Annotated in this window: 21 protein-coding genes; 20 read left to right on the top strand and 1 reads right to left on the bottom strand. The window is 37.9% G+C overall.

Annotated elements, in window-relative coordinates; all coding sequences use genetic code 11:
- The first annotated feature begins 179 nt into the window (after positions 1 to 179).
- The 6 genes from ACIQLB_RS05430 to ACIQLB_RS05455 all read left to right on the top strand — a co-directional run bounded on the left by ACIQLB_RS05430 (position 180) and on the right by ACIQLB_RS05455 (position 6,358).
- A complete protein-coding gene (locus tag ACIQLB_RS05430; protein WP_400722041.1) occupies positions 180 to 821 on the top strand; it encodes a FadR/GntR family transcriptional regulator in 642 nt (213 codons plus the stop codon).
- 21 nt (positions 822 to 842) lie between these two features.
- Positions 843 to 1,691: an acetyl-CoA carboxylase, carboxyltransferase subunit beta gene (accD, locus tag ACIQLB_RS05435; protein ID WP_400722044.1), complete on the top strand. Its 849-nt coding sequence runs from the start codon at positions 843 to 845 to the stop codon at positions 1,689 to 1,691.
- On the top strand, positions 1,684 to 2,640 hold the full coding sequence (locus ACIQLB_RS05440) for an acetyl-CoA carboxylase carboxyltransferase subunit alpha (RefSeq protein WP_400722047.1): 957 nt from the start codon (positions 1,684 to 1,686) through the stop codon (positions 2,638 to 2,640). The genes accD and ACIQLB_RS05440 overlap by 8 nt, the downstream gene beginning before the upstream one ends.
- Positions 2,641 to 2,916: 276 nt before the next feature.
- The gene (pfkA, locus tag ACIQLB_RS05445; protein WP_400722050.1) at positions 2,917 to 3,876 is read left to right on the top strand and encodes a 6-phosphofructokinase; all 960 of its coding nucleotides are present in this window, start codon (positions 2,917 to 2,919) and stop codon (positions 3,874 to 3,876) included.
- A gap of 27 nt (positions 3,877 to 3,903) precedes the next feature.
- Positions 3,904 to 5,664 (top strand): pyruvate kinase, encoded by a 1,761-nt coding sequence (gene pyk / locus ACIQLB_RS05450; RefSeq protein ID WP_400722053.1) that lies wholly within the window; start codon positions 3,904 to 3,906, stop codon positions 5,662 to 5,664.
- Between the two features lie 304 nt (positions 5,665 to 5,968).
- Positions 5,969 to 6,358, top strand: a complete 390-nt coding sequence (locus tag ACIQLB_RS05455) for an FxsA family protein (RefSeq protein WP_400722056.1) — start codon at positions 5,969 to 5,971, stop codon at positions 6,356 to 6,358.
- Here ACIQLB_RS05455 and ACIQLB_RS05460 read toward each other — a convergent pair.
- Positions 6,342 to 7,424: an AI-2E family transporter gene (locus ACIQLB_RS05460; protein WP_400722059.1), complete on the bottom strand. Its 1,083-nt coding sequence runs from the start codon at positions 7,422 to 7,424 to the stop codon at positions 6,342 to 6,344. The two genes, ACIQLB_RS05455 and ACIQLB_RS05460, sit on opposite strands and share 17 nt — an antisense overlap.
- Before the next feature lie 134 nt (positions 7,425 to 7,558).
- On the opposite strand from ACIQLB_RS05460, the gene citZ reads away from it, so the two are divergent.
- From citZ to coaE, 14 genes are all read left to right on the top strand, one after another.
- Complete coding sequence (citZ, locus tag ACIQLB_RS05465; RefSeq protein WP_400722061.1) at positions 7,559 to 8,674, top strand: citrate synthase; 1,116 nt, start codon at positions 7,559 to 7,561, stop codon at positions 8,672 to 8,674.
- A gap of 80 nt (positions 8,675 to 8,754) precedes the next feature.
- Entirely contained in the window at positions 8,755 to 10,017 is a 1,263-nt protein-coding gene (icd, locus tag ACIQLB_RS05470; RefSeq protein ID WP_400722064.1) for an NADP-dependent isocitrate dehydrogenase, read from the top strand.
- 373 nt (positions 10,018 to 10,390) lie between these two features.
- Positions 10,391 to 11,329, top strand: a complete 939-nt coding sequence (mdh, locus tag ACIQLB_RS05475) for a malate dehydrogenase (protein ID WP_370041448.1) — start codon at positions 10,391 to 10,393, stop codon at positions 11,327 to 11,329.
- A 429-nt stretch (positions 11,330 to 11,758) separates the two neighbouring features.
- Positions 11,759 to 12,199, top strand: coding sequence for a MaoC/PaaZ C-terminal domain-containing protein (locus ACIQLB_RS05480; protein ID WP_400722068.1), 441 nt, complete (start codon positions 11,759 to 11,761; stop codon positions 12,197 to 12,199).
- 51 nt (positions 12,200 to 12,250) lie between these two features.
- Positions 12,251 to 12,967 (top strand): response regulator transcription factor, encoded by a 717-nt coding sequence (locus tag ACIQLB_RS05485; RefSeq protein WP_370041452.1) that lies wholly within the window; start codon positions 12,251 to 12,253, stop codon positions 12,965 to 12,967.
- Positions 12,964 to 14,499 (top strand): two-component system histidine kinase PnpS, encoded by a 1,536-nt coding sequence (pnpS, locus tag ACIQLB_RS05490; protein WP_400722072.1) that lies wholly within the window; start codon positions 12,964 to 12,966, stop codon positions 14,497 to 14,499. Before ACIQLB_RS05485 ends, pnpS begins: the two co-directional genes overlap by 4 nt.
- 374 nt (positions 14,500 to 14,873) lie before the next feature.
- Positions 14,874 to 15,242 (top strand): CidA/LrgA family holin-like protein, encoded by a 369-nt coding sequence (locus tag ACIQLB_RS05495; protein WP_400722075.1) that lies wholly within the window; start codon positions 14,874 to 14,876, stop codon positions 15,240 to 15,242.
- Complete coding sequence (locus ACIQLB_RS05500; protein WP_400722078.1) at positions 15,239 to 15,952, top strand: LrgB family protein; 714 nt, start codon at positions 15,239 to 15,241, stop codon at positions 15,950 to 15,952. The genes ACIQLB_RS05495 and ACIQLB_RS05500 overlap by 4 nt, the downstream gene beginning before the upstream one ends.
- A 195-nt stretch (positions 15,953 to 16,147) precedes the next feature.
- Positions 16,148 to 17,134, top strand: coding sequence for an FtsH protease activity modulator HflK (gene hflK / locus ACIQLB_RS05505; protein ID WP_400722081.1), 987 nt, complete (start codon positions 16,148 to 16,150; stop codon positions 17,132 to 17,134).
- Positions 17,134 to 18,135 carry a protease modulator HflC gene (gene hflC / locus ACIQLB_RS05510; protein WP_400722084.1) on the top strand — a complete coding sequence of 334 codons (1,002 nt, stop codon included), beginning with the start codon at positions 17,134 to 17,136 and terminating at the stop codon, positions 18,133 to 18,135. Before hflK ends, hflC begins: the two co-directional genes overlap by 1 nt.
- A 626-nt stretch (positions 18,136 to 18,761) precedes the next feature.
- Positions 18,762 to 19,193, top strand: coding sequence for a DNA polymerase I (locus tag ACIQLB_RS05515; RefSeq protein WP_400722087.1), 432 nt, complete (start codon positions 18,762 to 18,764; stop codon positions 19,191 to 19,193).
- Between the two features lie 205 nt (positions 19,194 to 19,398).
- Positions 19,399 to 22,026, top strand: a complete 2,628-nt coding sequence (polA, locus tag ACIQLB_RS05520) for a DNA polymerase I (protein ID WP_400722090.1) — start codon at positions 19,399 to 19,401, stop codon at positions 22,024 to 22,026.
- A gap of 12 nt (positions 22,027 to 22,038) precedes the next feature.
- Positions 22,039 to 22,911: a bifunctional DNA-formamidopyrimidine glycosylase/DNA-(apurinic or apyrimidinic site) lyase gene (gene mutM, locus ACIQLB_RS05525; RefSeq protein ID WP_400722093.1), complete on the top strand. Its 873-nt coding sequence runs from the start codon at positions 22,039 to 22,041 to the stop codon at positions 22,909 to 22,911.
- Positions 22,912 to 22,923: 12 nt separating this feature from the next.
- Entirely contained in the window at positions 22,924 to 23,520 is a 597-nt protein-coding gene (gene coaE, locus ACIQLB_RS05530) for a dephospho-CoA kinase (RefSeq protein ID WP_400722096.1), read from the top strand.
- Positions 23,521 to 24,100 lie beyond the last annotated feature (580 nt).

Raw genomic sequence — 24,100 nt, forward strand, 5'->3', positions numbered from 1 at the left:
CAATTTATCTGTGACCAACATCATGTTGTTACTGACGCTACGCTTTCGCACAGAAAACATTTGTTGGTCCATAGCCTCCGGTGGATATTTGGATTTTCAAAGGAATGAATTGTGTAGATACAATTCAAAATCCAGACGCAATTACGCCAAGGCGAAATTGATTAAGAGGAGTTGATTGTATGGATAAAAAAACCGAACAAAAGAAAGTGTTTTTAGATATCGTCCAACAATTACGTCAACTTATTATAATGGAAAAAATACAGGCTGGTGAAAAACTACCTTCCGAACGAGTCCTTTCAGAACGTCTAGGTGTCGGGCGATCCTCCGTGAGAGAGGCATTGCGAAGCTTAGAATTGTTAGGTCTTATTGAAACGAGACATGGAGGAGGTACGTTCCTAGCTTCCACACATAAGCATCAGCTCGTAGAAATACTGTCGATGTTTATATTAGAAGATGAAAAATCGAAAAAGGATGTCGAATTAACGCGACAAATTCATGAAAAGGAAGCCACTCGCGTAATAAGTTGTACAGAGACTCTGCGAACACTTCCTGTGTGGGACAGTTTTTTTGTAAAGCTAGAAATAGAAAGTACGATTAATTGTCGGGATGTATTACGAGAAATAATAATCACTGCAGGAAATCGTCTTTCACTAAAAATCTGGTTTCAGTTAGCAGCTTATGATGGTGACCGTCTAAATCGAAACTCAACAGAAGAAGAAAAATTAATCATACAAACTATGTTGAAATCGATGCAGCTTGGCTATGAAAAAGAAGCATTACAAGCTTATGAGCAATGGATGAAGACTGTACGAAGCATGTAGACAACAAAGGGGGAGACGAACATGGCAATACGTAGCTTATTTAGCAAAAAGAAAGAGGACGGACAAGAAAAGGGATTTCCAGAAGGACTTATGACAAAATGTCCAGAATGTCGTCATATTCAGCTAACGAAGGAATTAGAAAAAAATCATAAAGTCTGTACAAAATGTGACCATCATTTCAAAATGACTGCACAGGAGCGCGTAGTAGATTTCTTAGATGAAGGTTCATTTGTTTCAATGGATGATCATTTACAAACAAGTAATCCACTTAATTTCCCTGCTTATGTAGAAAAAATTTCAGCGGATCAACAAAAAACGGGATTAAACGAAGCTGTACTGACAGGATTGGGGACACTTGATGGAGAAGAAATTGTAGTAGCAATTATGGATTCTCATTTCCGTATGGGCTCAATGGGCTCAGTTGTCGGAGAAAAAATCACACTTGCTGTTGAAAAAGCTACTGAATTACGTGTACCATTTATTATCTTTACTGCTAGTGGTGGAGCGCGCATGCAAGAAGGCATTCTATCATTAATGCAAATGGCAAAAACGAGTGTTGCTTTAAAACGTCATGGCGATGAAGGACTATTGTTTATTTCTATATTGACGCATCCGACAACTGGTGGCGTTTCTGCAAGCTTTGCCTCTGTTGGAGATATTAATATTGCTGAACCACAAGCGTTGATTGGCTTTGCTGGTCGTCGTGTGATCGAAGAAACAGTAAGAGAAAAACTACCAAGTGATTTCCAAACGGCGGAATTTTTACTAGCGCATGGTCAGCTTGATGCAATCTTCCATCGAAAAGATTTACGAAACCAAGTAGCAGTGCTTGTAAAAATGCATACGAAAGGCGGCGTGCAACATGTCTAAAAATTTAGCTTTTGAAGAACCTGTAGTACAATTACGTGAAAAAATTGATGAGTTAAAAATGATTGCTGCCGATGCGGATGTAGATATGACAGGCGAAATCGAAAAGTTAGAAATACGTCTAACACAGCTAGAACAATCCATTTATGCCAATATGAAGCCGTGGGATCGTGTACAGGTTGCAAGACATCCAGAACGACCAACGACATTACAATATATAGAGGCTATGTGCGAAAACTTTATTGAGTTACATGGTGATCGTACGTTTGGTGATGATGCGGCTATTCTTGGAGGAATTGCTTTTTTTGAAGGTCAGCCAGTAACGATTGTTGGACACCAACGCGGAAAATCAACTAAAGAAAATATTCGTCGGAATTTTGGTATGCCACACCCTGAAGGATATCGTAAGGCATTACGGTTAATGAAGCAGGCTGAGAAATTTAAGCGACCAATTATTTGTTTTATTGATACGAAAGGTGCTTATCCTGGTAAGGCAGCTGAGGAACGTGGTCAAAGTGAAGCGATTGCCAGAAATCTAGTCGAAATGGCAGGCTTATCAGTGCCAGTTATTACTATTGTTATTGGAGAAGGCGGTAGTGGAGGTGCAATTGCATTAGGTGTAGCGAATCGTGTCTTTATGTTAGAAAACTCAACGTATTCGGTTATCTCGCCAGAAGGGGCTGCGTCGATTTTATGGCGTGATGGTAGCCTAGCAAAGCAAGCGGCAGAAGCAATGCGTATAACAGCACCTGACTTAAAAGAGCTTGGCGTTATTGATGGAATTATCCCTGAAATAACAGGTGGAGCTCATCGCAATGTAGCGAAGCAAGCACTTTCTATAAAAGAATGTATAAGCGACACACTAAAAGCATTGAATTCTCTAAATGGCGAACAATTAATTGAAGACCGTTATGAGAAATTCAGAAAGATAGGACAATATACAGAGGCTTAAATACAGTTTTAAGTTTTTGGACATGTAAATTTGCTCGAAAATAGTTAAAAATTGTGTTTTACATTCATAAAAAGCCTAGAGTAAATAGCATAAAAAATAATGAAATTATATTGAATAAATGTTAAATTTAGGATGTTTTCAAGTAGAAAGAGTGTGTGAAAACGCATTCTTTTTATTTTTTATGTAAAAGTTATGTTTTTCTAGCCTTAGAACACTTACATAGTTTGTTTTTTCATGTTAATGTGAATAATAATAGTATCTGCAGGAGGTTCGACAATGAAAAAAATTGCCGTATTAACAAGTGGTGGAGATGCACCAGGAATGAATGCAGCTATTCGTGCAGTCGTTCGTAAGGCAGCATATCATGGAATTGATGTTGTCGGAATTAAGCATGGCTATGATGGCTTAATAAAAGGCAGTATGGAAAATCTTGATTTAGGTTCAGTAGGTGGCATTATTCAACGTGGCGGTACACATTTAAATTCAGCAAGATGTCCTGAATTTAAAGAAGACGCTGTTCAGCAGCGAGGCATTGAAATTATGCGTGAAGCTGGCATTGAAGGACTAGTCGTTATTGGCGGTGATGGTTCCTACCGTGGAGCTATGGATTTAGTGAAAAAAGGCTTTCCTGTTGTTGGTGTACCAGGAACAATTGATAATGACGTACCAGGAACCGAGTATACTATAGGTTTCGATACGGCACTAAATACGGTCGTGGAATCAATAGATAAAATCCGCGATACAGCAACTTCCCATGAAAATTCCTTTATTGTTGAGGTAATGGGGCGAGATGCAGGGGACATTGCTTTATGGGCAGGTCTTGCAGCTGGTGCTGAAACAGTTTTAATTCCGGAAGAAGATTATAATTTGGATGACATTGTGGCACGCTTAGAACGTGGAGCAGCGCGCGGGAAAAAGCATAGCATTATTATCGTCGCTGAAGGTGTCATGTCTGGTAGCGAATTGGCAAAACTATTATATGAAAAAACAGGGAAAGAGACGCGCGTTTCTGTTCTTGGACATATCCAACGCGGTGGTTCACCTACTGCGCGTGATCGTGTTCTAGCGAGTCAATTTGGTGCACATGCAGTTGAATTGCTTATGGAAGGAAAGTCTGGCAGAGCGGTAGGTATCCGTAATCATCAAGTTATTGACTATGATATGCCTGAGGCTTTCGAAAAAAATCATGAATCAGATGTAAGCTTATATACTTTGATGAAAGAACTATCAATATAATTTGGCATAAAACGGAGTGGGCAGAAAATGAGAAAAACAAAAATCGTATGTACAATTGGTCCAGCAAGTGAGTCAACAGAAACTTTAGAGAAACTAATTGAAGCAGGTATGAATGTTGCCCGCTTAAATTTTTCGCATGGTTCTCATGAGGAACATGAAGTACGTATTAATTTAATTCGTGAAGTAGCACAAAAATTAGGGAAACCAGTTGGGATTTTACTCGACACAAAAGGCCCTGAAATTCGTACACATAATATGAAAAACGGAGAATTGCATTTAGCGGCAGGGCAAGTAATTGATATTTCAATGACTGAGGTTGAAGGAACAGAGGCAAGCTTCTCTGTAACGTACGATCGTTTAATCGAGGACGTTGAGCAAAACTCGATTATTTTATTAGATGATGGACTTATTCAATTACGTGTATTAGCAAAAGATATGGAAAAAGGTCTTATTCATACGATTGTTGAAAATGCAGGTGTTTTAAAAAATAAAAAGGGTGTTAACGTGCCGGGTGTTTCTGTACAGCTTCCTGGAATTACAGAAAAAGATGCACAGGACATTCTATTCGGTATTAAACAAGGTGTTGATTTTATTGCAGCCTCGTTCGTTCGTCGAGCAAAGGATGTACTAGAAATTCGAGAATTACTTGAACAAAATGGTGGTAGCCACATTCAAATTATCCCGAAAATTGAGAACCAAGAGGGTGTCGATAATATCGATGAAATCATCTTGGTTTCAGATGGATTAATGGTAGCTCGTGGTGACCTCGGTGTAGAAATCCCAGCAGAAGAAGTACCACTTGTACAAAAGAAATTAATTTTAAAATGTAATCAAGTAGGTAAACCAGTTATTACAGCTACACAAATGCTAGATTCGATGCAGCGTAATCCACGTCCAACACGAGCAGAGGCTAGTGACGTAGCAAACGCAATTATCGATGGTACAGATGCAATTATGCTGTCTGGTGAAACGGCAGCAGGGATTTATCCAGTAGAGTCCGTACAAACAATGAATAAAATAGCACAACGTACAGAAAATTCATTAGACTATAAGGCAATTGTCTCTACACGGAGTCGTGAAAAAGAGGCAAATATGACAGAGGCGATTTCTCAGGCAGTAGCATACACTTCGATAAACTTAGGTGTGAAGGCAGTACTAGCACCAACAGAAAGTGGTAACACAGCTAAAATGATTGCAAAATATCGCCCAGGTGTACCGATTGTCGCTGTAACAGGTTCTACCAATACAGCTCAAGCATTAACACTAGTTTGGGGTGTATACCCAGTTGTTTGTCAACGAGTGACAACAACAGATGAAATTTTAGAGCTAGCTGTTGATGAAAGCTTGAAGCATGGCTTTGTAACGCACGGTGATGCAGTTGTCATTACAGCAGGTGTACCAGTAGGTGAAGCGGGTACTACTAACTTAATGAAGGTACACATCATTGGAGATTTATTAGCTCGTGGTCAAGGAATCGGTAAAGCTTCAGTAGTAGGAAAAACAGTTGTTGCAAAAAATGCAGCAGAGGCACTAGCATATGATACAGACGGATGCATTTTAGTAACGCTTGGCTCAGATCGTGATATGATGCCAGCAATTGAAAATTGTGTTGGTCTGATTACAGAGGAGGGCGGGCTAACAAGTCATGCAGCGGTTGTAGGACTAAGCCTTGGTATCCCTGTTATCGTCGGAGTAAAAGAAGCCACTACATTGATTCGCCACGATCAAGAAATTACAATGGATGCTGAAACAGGAGTTATTTATAAAGGGCATGCAAGTGTACTTTAATCTATAAAAAGAAGCTCTAGTGCAAATAATTGTACTAGAGCTTTTCTTATATTAAAGAAGTAAATAGCATTTTGTGGTTTTTCACCGAAATCTAGGGATGACATTTTGTTAAAACGTATGTCGTGTTTGCCTAGTTTAAACAATATTTAACGAAATCGTCCCTTTTCTCTCATGGAATGAGATTTACTATAAAAAGAATAGCGTCGTCACCTCTTAAATAGGACCCATTGTTTTTTTAATGAAACTTAATGGGCTATAATAACGTATAAAAGGTATAGCTTTTTTAGATAGAAAGGAGAAAAAAATGAGAAAAGTTTTTCTTGGTTTCATTGTCTATGCATTAGCCGAGTTGGCGTTATTAATAGTAATTGGTCAAAATATTGGTGTTCTAAATACATTATTGCTTATAGTCGCTACGAGTATTATAGGTATTTATATAGTGAAAAATAAAGGTATGAATTCTGTACAAAAGGTAAAAAATACGATAGCACGCGGAGAAGCTCCGGGGCCAGCATTAGTTGACACAGTATTAAATTTCAGTGGTGGTGTACTTCTAGCATTACCAGGTTTTATAACAGACCTTGTTGGTTTATTACTGCTCATGCCTTTTTCTCGCAAAATGTTCCAGCCAATCTTTTATTATTGGATGCGGAAAAAAATGAAACAAGGTCAATTTATCATCGTTCAAAAATAGCATTATCCTTTAGTTTAACCGCCAAAAATAAAAATATTGGGCTCAGTAAAATGCCGTAAAAACCAAATAATAAAATAGAGGCAGCACTGATGAAAAAGGTGTGGAATGTCCGTAATTGTAATGTATTTGACCAAAGCATGGATTCAGCTAGCTGCCTTGTTAATTGAACGAAGAGATACAAAAGTAAAATAGCTACACATAAAAAGGTATTGCCTTTTAAGTAAAAATAAATGCTCATGGGTACAAGAAATACGCCAATCCCAAAGAACGGAAGTACATCTGCAAATGCAACTATAAAAGCTTTAATGATGGCTTGTTCAAATTGGAGAATCATAAATCCCGCACAGAGAATGAGCAGTGTAATTGTGAATAGCTGAAACTCCACATACAAAAAGTAATGAAATAGCTGCATAATTTTAGAAAAATGCTTTTGCCATTCATTGCGGAATTTTTTCGGCACATATTGAAAAAACCAATATCGGGATTTGCGAGTTTCTAATAGGGCGAAATAGTAAGAAACAAGGAATATAAATACTTCAATTACATGCTTCATGAATAATTGAAAAATATTAGCTGTGTATAAAAAGATTGAATCGAAAATAGAGAGCGATTTTTCCTTTAAAACTTGGATGAACATTGATTCATATTCATTGAAAAGTGGGAAATTTTGTAGAGTATCTCTGATTTCAGGGAAGACAAGAATAATACTGTTTATAGATATGATAACGAGAAGAAAAATGCAAGCTAGTATAAGTGCTTCCACAATAAGTGCTGCAAGCCAATAGGTAATCCTACAATAAGAATGAAGAAACTTTATGATAGGATACGTAGAAAAAGACAAAAAAATCGCGAGTGATACAGGTAATACAAACCACAGTATTACCAAATAGAATGTAAAGAACAAAACACTTATAGTTCTTTCGTATGAAAAGTATTTAATATTCCTCATTTTTACAAATTCACCCCGTTTCAAATGATAAATTAATATTGAAATGTGCGAAAGAATCTCTTTAAAGCTTATATATAATCGCTCGTACGCCTTTTTCTTTATTCGGAGGATTTTCATTCACAAAGCTGTCAAAAATGATTATAATAGCAATGTAAGCGATTAACTTAATGGTTCATATGAGCAAAAAACGTAAATGTGAGCTAATAACTGCATTTACAACTAAAAAATATATTATGAGGGAGCGATAATTTATGTCAGCAACTAAAGGTTTAGAAGGTATCGTAGCAGCGGAATCTAAAATCAGTTCAATTATCGATGACACACTTACATATGTTGGTTACAACATTGATGATTTAGCAGAGAATGCGTCATTTGAAGAGGTAATTTATTTATTGTGGCATACTCGTCTACCAAAAGCGGACGAGCTAGCTGAATTAAAACAACAATTGGCAGACAACATGTCTATTCCACAAGCAATTGTAGACCAATTCAAAACATACCCACTTTCAACTGTACATCCAATGGCTGCACTACGTACTGCAGTATCTTTACTTGGTGTATTCGATGAAGAAGCGGATGTTATGGATACAGAAGCTAACTATCGTAAAGCTATCCGTTTACAAGCTAAAATTGCTACAGTAGTTACTGCATTTGCACGTGTTCGTAAAGGTTTAGAGCCAGTTGCGCCAAAACCAGAATTAGGATATGCAGCAAACTTCTTATACATGCTTAAAGGTGAAGAACCAGCAGCAATCGAAATTGAAGCATTCGACAAAGCATTAGTATTACATGCTGATCACGAATTAAATGCGTCTACATTCACAGCACGTGTATGTGTAGCTACATTATCAGATGTTTATTCTGGTGTAACTGCAGCTATCGGTGCATTAAAAGGACCACTTCATGGTGGTGCAAACGAGCAAGTAATGAAAATGTTATCTGAAATTGGCTCACTTGAAAACGTTGAGTCTTATATTCAAAATAAATTAGACAACAAAGAAAAAATCATGGGCTTCGGTCACCGCGTATACCGTAAAGGCGACCCACGTGCACCACACTTACGTGTAATGTCACAAAAATTAACTGAGCTAACTGGTAAACCAGAGCTTTATGAAATGTCAGTTAAAATCCATGACATGATCGTAGAACAAAAGAAATTACCTGCAAACGTAGACTTCTTCTCTGCGTCAGTGTATGATTCTTTAGGTATTGATCATGACCTATTCACACCAATTTTCGCAGTATCACGTACTTCTGGTTGGGTAGCTCATATTCTAGAGCAATATGCTAACAACCGCCTAATCCGTCCACGTGCAGAGTATGTTGGACCAGGCATGCAAAAATATGTTCCAATCAGCGAGCGCTAATTCGGAAAATATGCTAGAATATTTGGGACTGTGTTACTGATAACACAGTCCTATGATTATGAATTTAGGAGGCAACATCAATGTCAAACAAAATTGTAGTTGAAAATGGCGTACTTAATGTACCAAACAATCCAGTGATTCCTTTCATCGAAGGTGACGGAATCGGTCCAGATATTTGGGCTGCAGCATCACGCGTAATCGACGCAGCAGTAGAAAAAGCTTACAACGGTGAAAAGAAAATCGAATGGTTAGAAGTTCTAGCTGGTGAAAAAGCATTCAACCAAACTGGTGAATGGTTACCACAAGAAACTTTAGACAAAATTAACGAATACCTAATCGCAATCAAAGGTCCTCTTACTACTCCAATCGGTGGTGGTATCCGCTCTCTAAACGTAGCATTACGTCAACAGCTTGACCTATATGTATGCTTACGTCCAGTACGTCACTTTGATGGAGTACCTTCTCCAGTTAAACGTCCAGAAGACGTTGAAATGGTTATCTTCCGCGAAAACACAGAAGACATCTACGCTGGTATTGAATTCGAATCTGGTTCAGAACAAGCACAAAAAATCATCAACTTCCTACAAACTGAATTTGGTGTTAATCAAATCCGCTTCCCAGAAACTTCTGGTATCGGTGTAAAACCTGTATCTAAAGAAGGTACTGAGCGTTTAGTACGTTCTGCTATCGAATATGCAATTAAACATAAACGCCCATCTGTTACTTTAGTACACAAAGGTAACATCATGAAATTCACTGAAGGTGGATTCAAAAAATGGGGTTATGAATTAGCTGAAAAAGAATTTGCTGATCAAACATTCACTTGGAACCAATATGATGCTATTAAAGCTGAACAAGGTGAAGAAGCAGCAAACAAAGCACAAACTGACGCTTTAGCAGCTGGTAAAATCTTAGTTAAAGATTCTATCGCTGATATCTTCTTACAACAAATCTTAACTCGTCCAACTGAGTTCGACGTAGTTGCTACAATGAACTTAAACGGTGACTATATCTCTGACGCATTAGCTGCTCAAGTTGGTGGTATCGGTATCGCTCCAGGCGCAAACATTAACTACGTAACTGGACACGCGATCTTCGAAGCTACTCACGGTACAGCTCCAAAATATGCTGGTCAAGATAAAGTAAACCCATCTTCAGTATTACTTTCAGGTGTATTAATGCTTGAACACTTAGGATGGCAAGAAGCGGCTGACATGGTTACTAAATCTGTAGAGAAAACAATTTCTTCTAAAGTTGTAACTTACGACTTCGCTCGTTTAATGGACGGCGCTAAAGAAGTAAAATGTTCAGAATTCGCTAATGAATTAATCAAAAACCTATAATTTTCTATTCTAAAATAGAAATTATAGTTAAAGCGGAAGTATATTCTGCCGATATAATTAGGGTGAAATGTAAATTTCTATTGACCTTAGCTTAATAAAATATTTACGATGAACTTGTTTAATCGAGGGAGTGAGATTTATTCTCCTCCCTCTTTTAATTTCTTTCAGCGGGTGTTTAAACACCCGCTGAAAGAAGCCTCCGGCGGATGTCATGGAATCGGAAAGGAGTTCACATAGGATGTTAGCCTAAAAGCATCGCATCCATGCGATAACGGCTAACTGACCTGCATCACGCAGGCCTAAAGCCGATTCCTGACGCAATTATGCCGAGGCATAATTGATTAAATAACCTAATTTAAAGGAGCGTATTCGAATGTCTCTGAAACGAAAAAAAATCTCAGTAATCGGTAGCGGTTTTACTGGCGCTACTGCAGCATTTTTAGCAGCTCAAAAAGAACTTGGTGATGTAGTGTTAGTGGATATTCCTCAAGCTGAAAACCCAACAAAAGGTAAAGCTCTGGATATGTGGGAAGCTGCACCAGTGCAAGGCTATGATTCTTATGTTAAAGGTACTTCTAATTATGCAGATACTGCAGATTCTGATGTAGTAATCATCACTGCTGGTGTTGCTCGTAAACCAGGTATGAGCCGTGACGATCTTGTTCAAATTAATCAAGATGTAATGAAAGCTGTTTCCAAGGAAATTGCTAAGTACTCACCAAATGCAACAATCCTCGTTCTTACAAACCCAGTTGATGCAATGACTTACACAGTATTCAAAGAAACTGGTTTCCCTAAAAATCGTGTAATAGGTCAATCAGGTGTACTTGATACGGCTCGTTTCTGTGCGTTTGTAGCTGAAGAACTGAATATCTCGGTAAAAGACATCACAGGTTTTGTTTTAGGTGGTCATGGTGATACAATGGTGCCACTTACTCGTTACTCATTCGCTGGTGGTATTCCATTAGAATCATTAATCCCAGCAGATCGTCTTGAAGAGATTGTTGACCGTACACGTAAAGGTGGTGCTGAAATCGTTAACCTCCTTGGTAATGGTTCTGCATATTATGCTCCTTCAGCGGCACTTATTGAAATGGCGGAAGCTATTATTAAAGACCAAAAACGTATACTTCCATCTATTGCATACTTAGAAGGTGAATATGGCTACAATGATTTATATCTAGGTGTTCCGACATTATTAGGTGCAAATGGTATAGAAAAAATCTTTGAGCTTGAATTAACAGATAATGAAAAAGCAGCTTTAGATAAATCGGCAGAGGCTGTCCGCGACGTTATGAAAGTTTTAGCTTAATAAGAGTTTATGAAATCGAGTAGGATTCATTCCTACTCGATTTTATGTTGTTGAAAAACTATTATTTCAATTAAATTAACAAATTGATAATAGTTCATCATAACGTAGGGGTGATTTCCGTTCCTGGAGAGAAGCGGATAGGGGAACGAAGGCTAAAAGCATCACGTCCTGTGATAACGCCTTCGTGACCGACATCCTGTCGCCCCGACGCCCCTCAGGAAAGCGTCCAGTCGGAACGGAAATCAACCCTTCGTTTTGCAGAAGAGCCATACTAATGACACCTCCTTGGCGTAATGGTAGCTGTCGGTTTGCTTTCGACAGATAAATAAAACATTTGTGAAGATAAAATGGTTATTCTGCTTTTCGTTGTACTTTTGGAATAAAATTGATACTATGAAGGTATATGATAGAAAAGGGGTTGGCGTATTATTGCTTCAAAAAAACAGTAAGCTTGGTCTCACTATTGATGAAATTACAGTTGGCGAGAAGATTCATATTACTGAAAAAATAGAAGATAAGGATTTACTGCTTTATTTAGGACTAACGAATGATAATAATCCGCTTTATATTCAACATGATTATGCTGCGTTGACACCTTTTCAAAAGCCGATCGTACCAACAATCATGTTAAATGGTATTATTACGTCAGCTGTGTCAAAGTATATTCCTGGACCAGGTGCACGAATTATTGAGCAACATATAAAGTATTTAGAACCACTCTATCATTATGAATTATTTGATACACTTTTAGAGGTAACAGAAATCAATAAATTACAAAATACAATTACTGTATCGGTACACTCATATAATGAGCAAAAGCAGCTTGTGATTGAAGGTATTTTGCTGGTGATACCACCACTTGCTTTATAGACGTCTTGGATTTGAAATGGGGGTTTCAAATCACTAACGGAGGCATTACACATGACAAAAACGATTTTAGTTGTAGAAGATGAATTTTCTATTGCGACATTATTGAAATATAATTTAGAGCAGGCTGGATATGTTGTAGAAACAGCTGCAGATGGTCAAGAGGGCCTTGATAAGGCAATTGACTTACAGCCAGATTTAATTTTATTAGATTTGATGCTTCCAAGGCTTGATGGTATGGAGGTTTGTAAACAAATTCGTCAACAACGTATGAATACACCTATTATTATGCTAACAGCAAAGGATGACGAGTTCGATAAAGTACTTGGTCTAGAGCTAGGGGCGGATGATTATATGACGAAACCCTTTAGTCCGCGCGAAGTGTTAGCACGGGTAAAGGCTGTTTTAAGACGTTTTACTCAAAATATAGTGGTTGAAGATAAGAATGGGCCACAAGAGAAAATGTATGAATTTGGACAATTGCGTGTCTTTCCAGAGCGTTTTGAAGTATTTTTACAGGATGAGGCACTAGAATTTACACCAAAGGAATTTGAGCTACTCATTTATTTACTTGAAAATAAAAACCGTGTTTTAACACGTGATCAGCTATTAAGTGCTGTATGGAAGTATGACTTTGCTGGCGATACACGAATTGTGGATGTGCACATAAGTCACCTTCGCGATAAAATCGAGGAAAGTAGCCGTAAGCCAATGTTCATCAAAACGATTCGTGGCCTTGGCTATAAGTTCGAGGAGCCGAAGACGACATGAAATCAATGAGCAACCGCTTATTCTTGACATTCATGCTATTGCTTGGAACAATATTAGCTGTCCTAATGATTGTTATAGGTCAGCTTTTTCCTGTTTATATAGAACAGTACAATGATCAGGCAAGTTTACAGATGCAAGAATCCATTAACCAAATATTAGATGAACGAAAAATTGAACTATCAAAAGAAGATAAAGAGGCACTATATACTGCTCAAAACATTGAGGAAACAGAATCTCTTATATCGAATGTTCATGCGCGACTTTATGTAGTGCTAGCGATTCTTTTTATAATAGCACTTATTTTAATAGCTATTGTAAGTCGTTATATGATTCGAAATTTCACTGCTCCTATTGATAACGTGACAGATACAGCACTTGAGCTGGCGAAGGGAAATTACCGTGCTCGTGCTCATGAAAATGAGCGTGAACGCATAATACCACTTAGTCACTCCATCAATATTTTAGCGCGTAACTTACAGGATATTACGACGATTCGCGAGGTAGAAGAGGAAAGGCTTAAGACGTTAATTGAAAACATGGGAAGCTCCCTCATGATGATTGGACGTGAGGGGAATATATCTATCGTAAACCGTGTATTTTTAGAGCGTTTCGGTATGCAAATTGACGACGTACAAGGAAAAGTTTTTCGTACAATTGGCTTACCTAAATCACTTGAGCAATTTATCGACCATGTGTTTCTAACAGAAATGCCTTATCGTCAACAAATTATAATGGAGGTTCAACAAGAGCTATATAATAAGGAAGTGTATGGAGCGCCTGTTATAGGAGATCATGGTCGATGGCTTGGTGTCGTTATCGTTATGCATGATATTACGGAGCTTGTTCGTTTAGAGCAAATTCGTAAGGACTTTGTAGCAAATGTATCCCATGAATTGCGTACACCTATTACATCTATTAAAGGCTTTTCTGAAACTTTACTGGATGGTGCGTATAAGGATGAAAAAATGCTGCTATCTTTTTTAGAGATCATTAATAAGGAAAGTAACCGTCTGCAAATGCTTATCCAGGATTTACTGGAGTTATCGAAAATTGAACAGCATGGTTTTACCGTTAATATTATGCCGATGGGCTTGCAAGATGTACTTATACGTGGAGCAGAGCTGACAGGACCTCGTCTGGATGAGAAAAATATGAGCTTTCATGTTGATATAGAACGTGATGTTCAAGTTATGGGTGATGCGAATCGTATCATTCAAATTGTTACTAATTTAATTACCAATGCCATAACATACTCTCCAGAAAATACAACCGTTACGATTCGATTAAAGGAAAATGAAGCGTACGGAATTCTTGAAATAGAAGATCAAGGTATAGGAATAGAAAAGCATGAAATTGCCCGTGTCTTTGAGCGGTTTTACCGTGTGGACCGTGCGCGAAGCCGGAATTCTGGAGGGACAGGGTTAGGGCTTGCTATTGTGAAGCACTTAGTAGAAGCGCATCATGGTCGCATTCAGGTAGAAAGTGAAGTTGGCGTCGGGACAAAAATGATTGTCATGATCCCGAAAAATTAACGATTTCTTTACAATAGCGCAATTTTAGATTCACAATGGGGCCTTATACTTGTTAGTAGAAACCCCCTATATATTATTAAGACTTTAAAATAGCTAAAAAATCTTCAGATAAAGATTTTTTGATTGTGTTGCTTAGTTATCGCCACAATAGGAAGAATCTATTGCCAAACTTTTTGGTGATAGATTCTTTTTCTGTTTTACACGTAACGTAAATAGGTGTAAAGTATAGTAGCATAATATTCAACTAATAAGCAATGTACTTGTTAGTTGAACTAATCAGGCTAATACGGTCAGATAATATGCCCATTTTAATCTAGAAGGAATCTATATTACTGACCGCTAAAGCGGGATAAAAAATTGAGAGAAGGATGACCATGAAAATCGTCAAAAGTATCGTGCAAATCGGCTATCTTTATGTAATTTTATTTATAGGGAATAGTATTGCACGTCTACTTCACTTGCCGATTCCAGGTAGCATAATTGGACTAGTCTTATTGTTTTTACTTTTGCAGTTTCATATTATAAAGCTTGAATGGATTGAGCTAGGTGCAGGTTTATTACTTAGTGAATTATTACTGTTTTTCATACCATCTGCTATCGGAGTAATCGATTATACTGCATTATTTGGTGTGCAAGGTGTGAAAGCTTTGCTTGTTATTGTGTTGAGTGCCATAGTTGTAATGTTTGCAACAGGTTTTACAGCACAATTGCTAGGGCAACGAAAGAAAGGTGATACTGCATGAGCTTTTTAATAGCTATAGTAAGTTTACTAGGTACTATTGCAGTTTTTTATACTAGTAAAATGTTTTATAAAAAGTATCAGCAGGAATGGTTAACACCTATACTGATCACACCATTAGTGGTAATTATCATCTTGCTATTAACGGGTACATCCTATAAATCGTATACTGCTGGAGCCAGTATTTTATCAAATTTACTAGGACCAGCAACAGTTGCATTTGCGGTACCAATTTATAAAAATTTTAACCTATTAAAGAAACATGCTTTTGAAATTTTTCTAAGTATCGCAGTTGGCTCAGCCGTTGCCATTGCATCTTCATTTATCATTGCCGTAGTAATTGGATTAAATAATGAGCTTGTGCATAGCTTAGTTCCGCGTTCAGTTACGACACCAATAGCAATGGACATTTCTAACATGATTGGTGGCTCTCCTACACTTACTGCTGTTTTCGTTATGGTAACTGGTATTTTAGGGAGTCTAATAGCACCGTTAGTGATTAAAGTATGTCGTTTCCATCGACCATCCTCTAGAGGTCTAATGTTAGGAATGGGAGCACATGGTACAGGTACTTCTAAAGCATTTGAACTTGGTGAGTTGGAAGGTACTTTTGCAAGTCTTGCGATGATTGTAGCTGCATTAATTAGCATTGTTTTATCAACAACCTTTTTCCCAGCGTTTGAACATCTAGTTGTCAATATCCTGTTACCTTAAATGGTAACGGGATTTTTTTCAGTTCTATTTTATTTGTGCGGTATGATTTTAGATGGAGGGCCGATGCAGGAACGTTTAGTGCGCTTGCTCCTTATGTCAAACTGCCTAAAATAAAAAAAGGTTTATTAAAATATTTTGAAACTTTTTATAAATTGTCCCGTATACAATAGTACTAAGCTTAAGGGAGGATTAGACATGAGTGTGAAAAGGTCACTTATGATGGTGGGACTTGGCATTTTTGGCATTGTTGCAATTATTGCGGTATTTACATCGTGGTACACGGTAGATGAATCAGAACAAGCAGTTGTCATTACGTTCGGTCGTGCCGATAATACAGTTACAGAACCAGGTTTACATTTTAAATTACCTTGGCCTGTACAATCGGTTCAGGTTTTATCGAAGGAAACATTTAGTTTAAAGTTTGGCTATAAGCAAAATGAAAATGGGGAATTGGAAACTTATGATGCTGAAACGAAAATGATTACAGGGGATGAACATATTGTATTAACAGACCTTGTCGTTCAATGGAAAATTACAGAACCGAAAAAGTATTTATTCAGCTCACAAGATCCAGAAAAAATATTACATAGCGCTACGTCGAGTGCGATTCGATCCATTATCGGAAGTTCCAAAATCGACGCTGCGTTAACTGAAGGAAAAGCGGACATAGAAGCAAAATCACGAGATTTACTCGTTTCTCTTCTTGGAAAATACGATATAGGTATAAGTGTTTTAGGGGTAAAACTACAGGATGTTGAATTACCGAATGCAGATGTGCGAGCAGCCTTTACAGCTGTTACAGATGCACGCGAAATGAAAAATACAAAAATTAATCAGGCGAAAAAATATAATAATCAGCGAATTAGTGAGGCTGAAGGTGAGAAGGATGCAATCATCTCGAAAGCTCAAGGTGAAAAAACAGCGCGTATTGAGCAGGCTCAAGGGGATGTAGCTGTCTTTAATAAAATGTATGAGCAATATAAGGGCAATCAACAGATTACCCGCGAACGTTTAATTTTGGAAACACTTGAAAATGTATTACCTAAAGCACAAATTTATATTATGAATGATGATGGTAATACAATGAAATACTTACCTCTTCAAGCCTTGCAACCTGCAAAACAGGAGACACCTGCAACAAAAGAAACATCAAAAGAAAAAAAAGAAGGGAGCGGTAACTAATGGATCAAAAAAATAAGGATCTTGAAAAATTCCTGAATTTTTTATCGGGTAAATCCAAAAATACTGCTCCAAAAGAAGAGGATAATGTGGTCAAAATGTCGAAAAAAGGCCCGATGAATCCGAAAAAATATATTTCTTTTGCTGTAACCTTAACAGCCGTTTTTGCTATTGCCATTATATTATTTGCTAATGTTTATATAGTTAAAGAATCCGAATACGCAGTTGTTAGACAGTTTGGAGAAGTAGTGAAATTTCAGAGTGAGCCCGGCTTGAAAATAAAGGTTCCGTTTATTCAAAGCGTAACGAGGCTACCAAAAAACCAAATGACATATGAAGTTTCTGAAGAAGAAATTAATACAAAGGATAAAAAACGAATTATTATTGATAATTATGCAGTTTGGCATATAACTGATCCAAAGCAATTAATTTCAAATGCAGGAACAATAGAAAAAGTTGAATCACGTATGGAAGAGTTTATTTATTCAGTTATTCGTTCAGAGCTTGGTCGAATAGAATATAAGGCGATTATTAATGATGAAGGTTCTTCACGTGGGAGTATCAATGATCAGGTAACTGCACGTGTCAATGAGTTACTTTCAAATGATAAATATGGAATAGAAGTAGTAGATGTTCGTATCCGTCGTATCGACTTGCCTACTGAAAATGAGCAATCCGTGTTTACGAATATGATTTCGGATCGTGAATCAATCGCACAGAAATATTTATCTGAAGGTGACGCTGAGAAACGTCGTGTTGAAGCTCAAACAGATCAGCAGGTTCAAGAAATGCTCGCAACAGCGAAAAAGGATGGAGCATTGATTCAAGCGGAAGGGGAAGCAGAAGCTGCGAAGATTTACAATAAATCATTCTCTCAAGATCCCGAATTCTATTCATTGTACCGTACATTAGAATCATATAAGAAAACTATAGGTGAAGATACGGTCATTATTTTGCCATCCACTTCACCGTATGCGAAAATATTATCGGGTTATATAAAGTGAAACTAAAATAATACTATTATTCTTGCAGGGATTAGTAGTATGAAGTCGTCTCAAATTTTTTGAGACGGCTTTTTTACACTTTCCATAAAATTAGCAATACATTTCTACATATTAGTGACTGGTTTAAAGACTCATTACCATAACGTAGGGTTGATTTCCGTTCCGATTGGGCGCTTTGCCGCTGACGCTACGCTTTCGCACAGATAAAACATTTGCCGCTGACGCTTCGCTTTCGCACAGAGCAGAGCTTCCTTGGGGCGTCGGGGCAACAGGATGTTGGTCACGAAGGCGTTATCACAGGACGTGATGGTTTTAGCCTTCGTTCCTCTATTGCTAATCCCCAAGGAGTCACCCAATCTCCACTCCAATCAACTTATATACGTTTTCGATAAATATCATCTCTAACTTTTGTTGATGAGCAGTTTATAGGAGAATTTTTTAATGGATACAAGTTCTAAATTCTTTAATTTTATATTTAGGTATTTTTTATCACGATTTCTATAAAAATCTTTCATATATTAATGGTATGATATAAAAATAATAAAAATTTATGATTTTGTGTTTCGCGGATGACTGTTATCTGATAGAATGATAATGTTCAGAAATAAAAAATGGGGGTAATAGTTGTGAAATTGCAAATTAGCAAGGGGCTCCAAAATCTATTGATAGCCTGTAGTATTGCATCGTTATTTACACTTTTCTTCCGTCTATCAGATTTTGCATGGATCACGAAAAGTGTTTATCATATACCAGTATTTTTTGTCATTTTGTTTTTATTAGGTTTAGTCATTGCTGAGGATGTAAGAAAGATATTTAAAAAAATGTTTTGGTACGAAAAACGCAAAGTTAAGCGTCCTATATGGCAAGTTGGGATCGGCTTCATTTTCTTCTTAGCGCAAATCGGCACTGTAATGGTGTTTAATACAGAGCTTACACATCCACAGCTTGGTGGTATGCCATTATTTTTAGTGTTTGCCTTTATGAATGCCTTTATTATGACAGTCATATATGAAGAGATTTTCTATCGCAAAGAAAAAACAACTAAAGCTAGTGAATAATATCGGAAAAGTCAATTACAATGAGTGATTGGCTTTTTTTGTGTCGTCAATCCTGAGTTAAACTATTAATGTAGAAAATTTGGCGATTTTCATCGTTATGATTGGTAAAATAACCGTTTTCTCGATAAAGTAAAAGGAAGAGGCATTTTCAAACATACGTTTTCGTTTTACAATTAAGAAGACGACAACGCAGGAGGATAAAATCATGACAAAGGAAAAATTGCTATTATTGGACGGCAATAGTTTAGCATATCGCGCGTTTTTTGCGTTACCTCTATTAACGAATGATAGTGGAATTCATACGAATGCAGTGTACGGCTTTACAACAATGCTACAAAGAATATTAGAGGAAGAGCAACCAACGAAAATTTTGGTTGCCTTTGATGCGGGTAAGACAACCTTCCGCCATGAGACATTTACGGAATATAAAGGTGGTCGACAAAAGACTCCACCAGAATTATCTGAGCAGTTTCCTTATATACGTAAGCTTATTGATGCTTATGGTATTAAGCGATATGAGCTTGAATTGTACGAAGCAGACGATATTATAGGGACACTTGCCAAAGAAGCTTCATCACAGGATATGGACGTCATCGTCGTATCCGGAGATCGTGACTTAACACAGCTCGCGACTGAGCAAGTAACAGTATATATTACTAAAAAAGGCATTACTGAAATTGAAAAAAATACACCAGAGTTTATTGCAGAAAAATACGGCTTAACTCCCCAACAAATTATTGATATGAAAGGTTTAATGGGGGATTCTTCAGATAATATCCCTGGTGTGCCGGGTGTCGGTGAAAAAACGGCTGTTAAATTGCTAAAAGAGCATGGTTCAGTCGAGTCGCTTTATGCGGCAATGGATACGTTGAAGGCTTCTAAAATGAAAGAAAAATTAGTTGCCAATGAAGAACAGGCACTAATGAGTAAAAAACTAGCTACCATTTTTACAGATGCGCCGATTGAAATAACGATTTCTGATCTTGCCTATAATGGTCCGATTGAGGAAGAAGTAATTAGCGTGTGGCAGGAGCTTGGCTTTAAATCATTGCTAGAGAAAAGCGATTTTACTGTCCAAGAAGAAGAACAAGCACCTTTTGACTATGAAATTGTGCAAGAAGTAAAGCAAGGTCATTTAAAAGATGTAATGGCAGTGCACTTGGAGCTAGAGGACGAGCATTATCATACATGTCAGCAACTAGGTATTGCACTAACGGATGGAACGAAAACAATGTACGTGCCGTTTGATATTGCTGCTAAATCAGATGACCTTCGTCTCTGGTTAGAAGATGCTACTAAAATAAAGTATATGTCTGATTCAAAAGCATCTCAGGCTGCATTAAAACGCGCGGGAATACGTTTAGCGGGTGTGGAATTTGACTTATTGCTTGCTTCTTATATTAACAATCCTGCGCTAAGTGGAGATGATGTGGCAACGCTTGCGAAAGAACTGGGTTATCGTAATGTGCACGCAAATGAGACCGTTTATGGTAAAGGGGCGAAACGGGCTATACCAGCCATTGATGCACTTGCTGAGCATGCAAGCCGCAAAGCCTTTGCTGTGTGGTCTTTACAGCCAAAGCTTGAGGCATTGTTAAAGGAAAATGAACAGTTCGAACTCTATAAAAACTTAGAACTTCCTCTTGCTGCTATTTTAGCGGAAATGGAAAGTGAAGGTATCACGGTCAATCGTGCCACATTAGAGAAGATGGGGCAGGAACTAAATGACAAACTAGTTGTGATTGAACAGGAGATTTATACAGAGGCAGGAGAAGCCTTCAATATTAATTCACCAAAGCAATTAGGTGTCATCCTCTTTGATAAACTTGGTCTTCCTGTTATTAAAAAGACAAAGACAGGCTATTCCACTGCAGCAGATGTATTGGAAAAATTAAAGCCAGAGCATGCCATTATTGAGCATATTCTTTTGTATCGTCAGCTTGGAAAATTACAATCAACTTATATTGAAGGCCTGCTAAAGGAAATCCATGAAGAGGATGGAAAGGTGCATACTCGATTCCAACAAGCATTAACAGCTACAGGGCGTTTAAGCTCAACTGATCCGAATTTACAAAACATCCCGATTCGTTTAGAAGAAGGGCGAAAAATTCGTCAAGCGTTTGTGCCATCGAACGAAGATTGGATATTATTTTCCTCCGATTATTCACAAATCGAATTGCGTGTATTGGCCCATATGTCAAAGGATAAAAATTTAGTCGAAGCTTTCCGTGAAGGTATGGACGTTCATACGCGTACTGCGATGGATGTTTTCCATGTCTCAGCAGATGAGGTCGATAGTAATATGCGTCGCGCTGCAAAAGCAGTAAACTTTGGGATTGTCTATGGTATTAGTGATTATGGCTTATCGCAAAACTTGGATATTACTCGTAAGGAAGCTGCTACATTTATCGAGAAATATTTTGCGAGTTTCCCAGGTGTAAAACAATATATGGATGATATCGTCCAAGATGCGAAGTTTAATGGTTATGTGACAACGATTTTAAATAGACGTCGATATTTACCTGACATTTCGAGCTCGAATTTCAATTTACGAAGCTTTGCAGAGCGTACTGCGATGAATACACCAATTCAGGGAAGTGCAGCTGATATTATTAAAAAAGCAATGATTGATATGGATGCTCGCTTGAAAAAAGAAAATATGCAGGCAAAGCTCCTATTACAAGTGCATGATGAATTAATTTTTGAAGCACCTAAAGAGGAGATTGCATTGCTTGAAAAAATAGTACCAGAGGTTATGGAGAACGCAATCGAGCTTTCAGTACCGTTAAAGGTAGATTTTAACTACGGTGCTACTTGGTACGAAGCGAAATAAGGAGGGGTTAAAATGCCTGAATTACCAGAGGTTGAAGGTGTCGTCCAGGCATTAAAACCTAAAATTGAAGGGCGCACAATTCAACAGGTTCAACTATCTGAAATTATTCGTTTTTCCTTTGGAGAGGGGAAGCAATGTATCGTGAAGCAAGCTGAGCCTGATGCATTTGAAATATCCTTGTCTCAAATGACGATTACAAAAGTCGAACGACGTGCGAAATACATCTTTTTTCATTTGCTGAAAGAAGATGTCCCTTACGTGCTTGTTAGTCATTTAGGGATGACAGGTGCATGGTTTGTGGTGAATTCGCCTGAGGAAATCCATGAGGCGAAATTTAAAAAGCATATTCATGCTACATTTCAAATGACAGATGGTGGCTATTTAATTTATTCAGATATACGCCGCTTTGGTGAACTGCGTTTTTTAACAAAAATTGAGGATCATGCACCATTAACAAAAATGGCGCCAGAGCCATTCGATGAAATAGCATGTGATTATTTTATTGCGAAATCAAAGTTACCGAAATATGAGAAAAAGGCTGTTAAGGATGTAATTATGGATGGGCAGGTCATTTCGGGCTGTGGCAATATTTATGCTACAGAAGCACTATTTGCTCAAAAAATTCATCCGGCCCGCACTATGAACCGCATTAGTGAAAAGCGTAAGCGTGCATTATTCGAGGCGATTGTCGCTATTTTACGCCAGAGCATTGAAGCAGGAGGTTCAACAATTTCAGATTATCGTAATATTAACGGTGAGGCTGGAGGTATGCAGAATCGACTGCAAATGTATGGGAAGAAGATGTGTCCAACGTGTGGAACTGCAACGAGCCAAATGACGATAGGTGGGCGCACATCAGTCTTTTGCCCAAATTGTCAACATTAAAGGGGATTAACTATGATTATCGGACTAACAGGAAGTATTGCGAGCGGAAAAAGTACAGTAGCAAAAATGATGACAGCACTTGGTTTACCGATTGTTGATGCAGATATTGTTGCGCGTGATGTTGTAGAACCAGGAACGGAGACTTTAAAGTTAATAGCTGAAAATTTTGGACAAGTTATATTGCTAGAAGACGGTAGTTTAAATCGTGCCAAGCTAGGCGATATTATTTTTCACGAGCCTGCAAAGCGTAAAATGTTAAATGATATTATGCATCCTGCTATTCGTAAGGAAATGTTACGCCAGCGTGATGCTTATTTAGAGGCTGGAGAAAAGGATGTTGTGATGGATATTCCACTGTTATTTGAAAGTAAATTGCAGCATTTTGTCGAGCGTATTATCGTGGTATCGGTTAGTGAAGAGGTACAGCTTCGTCGATTAATGGAGCGTAACAACTTATCGAAGGAAGATGCCCTAGCCCGAATGCGTTCTCAGTTACCTATGTCAGTGAAAGAAAAAGGGGCCCATGCGGTTATTTATAATAATGAAAATTTAGAACAAACCGAGCACCAATTAAAAAAAATCCTAACATATTGGAACGTAATTAATTAAAAATCTGTAAAATCATTCGATGCGTAGCAATGACATATTGCTACGCATTTCATATTGTTGGAAAACTAGTGTATCAATGAAATTAAGGTGTCACATTAAAAATAGTATGGCTCTTCGGCAAAACGAGGGGGTGATTTCCGTTCCGGCTGAGCGCTTTGTTGCTGCCGCTACGCTTTCGCACAGATAAAACATTTGTTGCTGCCGCTACGCTTTCGCACAGAGCTTCTTGGGGGCGTCCGATGAGCCGCTTGGGGCAACAGGATGTTGGTCACGAAGGCGTTATCACAGGACGTGATGTTTTTAGCCTCCGTTCCTCTATCGCTAATCCCCAAGGAGTCGCCCAGCCGGAACGAAGATCAACCACTTCACATAGCGTGTATCTTCTGACAGGGCACTTTAATTTATAGTTGAAACTACAGCGGTTTTGGAAAAACGAAGCATTGGCAATAACAGGTTACAATTGTTTCATTGTTATAAGTCTTTTCTGTTCGATAGGTAAGTAGCAATAGTGTTTACTTTTGAAATGATTAAAATTTATAAAAATTCTACGCTATCGCTGATTGGAGTGGAAGGCTACTCG

It is taken from the genome of Lysinibacillus sp. NPDC092081 (assembly GCF_044755845.1).
Classification (GTDB): domain Bacteria; phylum Bacillota; class Bacilli; order Bacillales_A; family Planococcaceae; genus Lysinibacillus.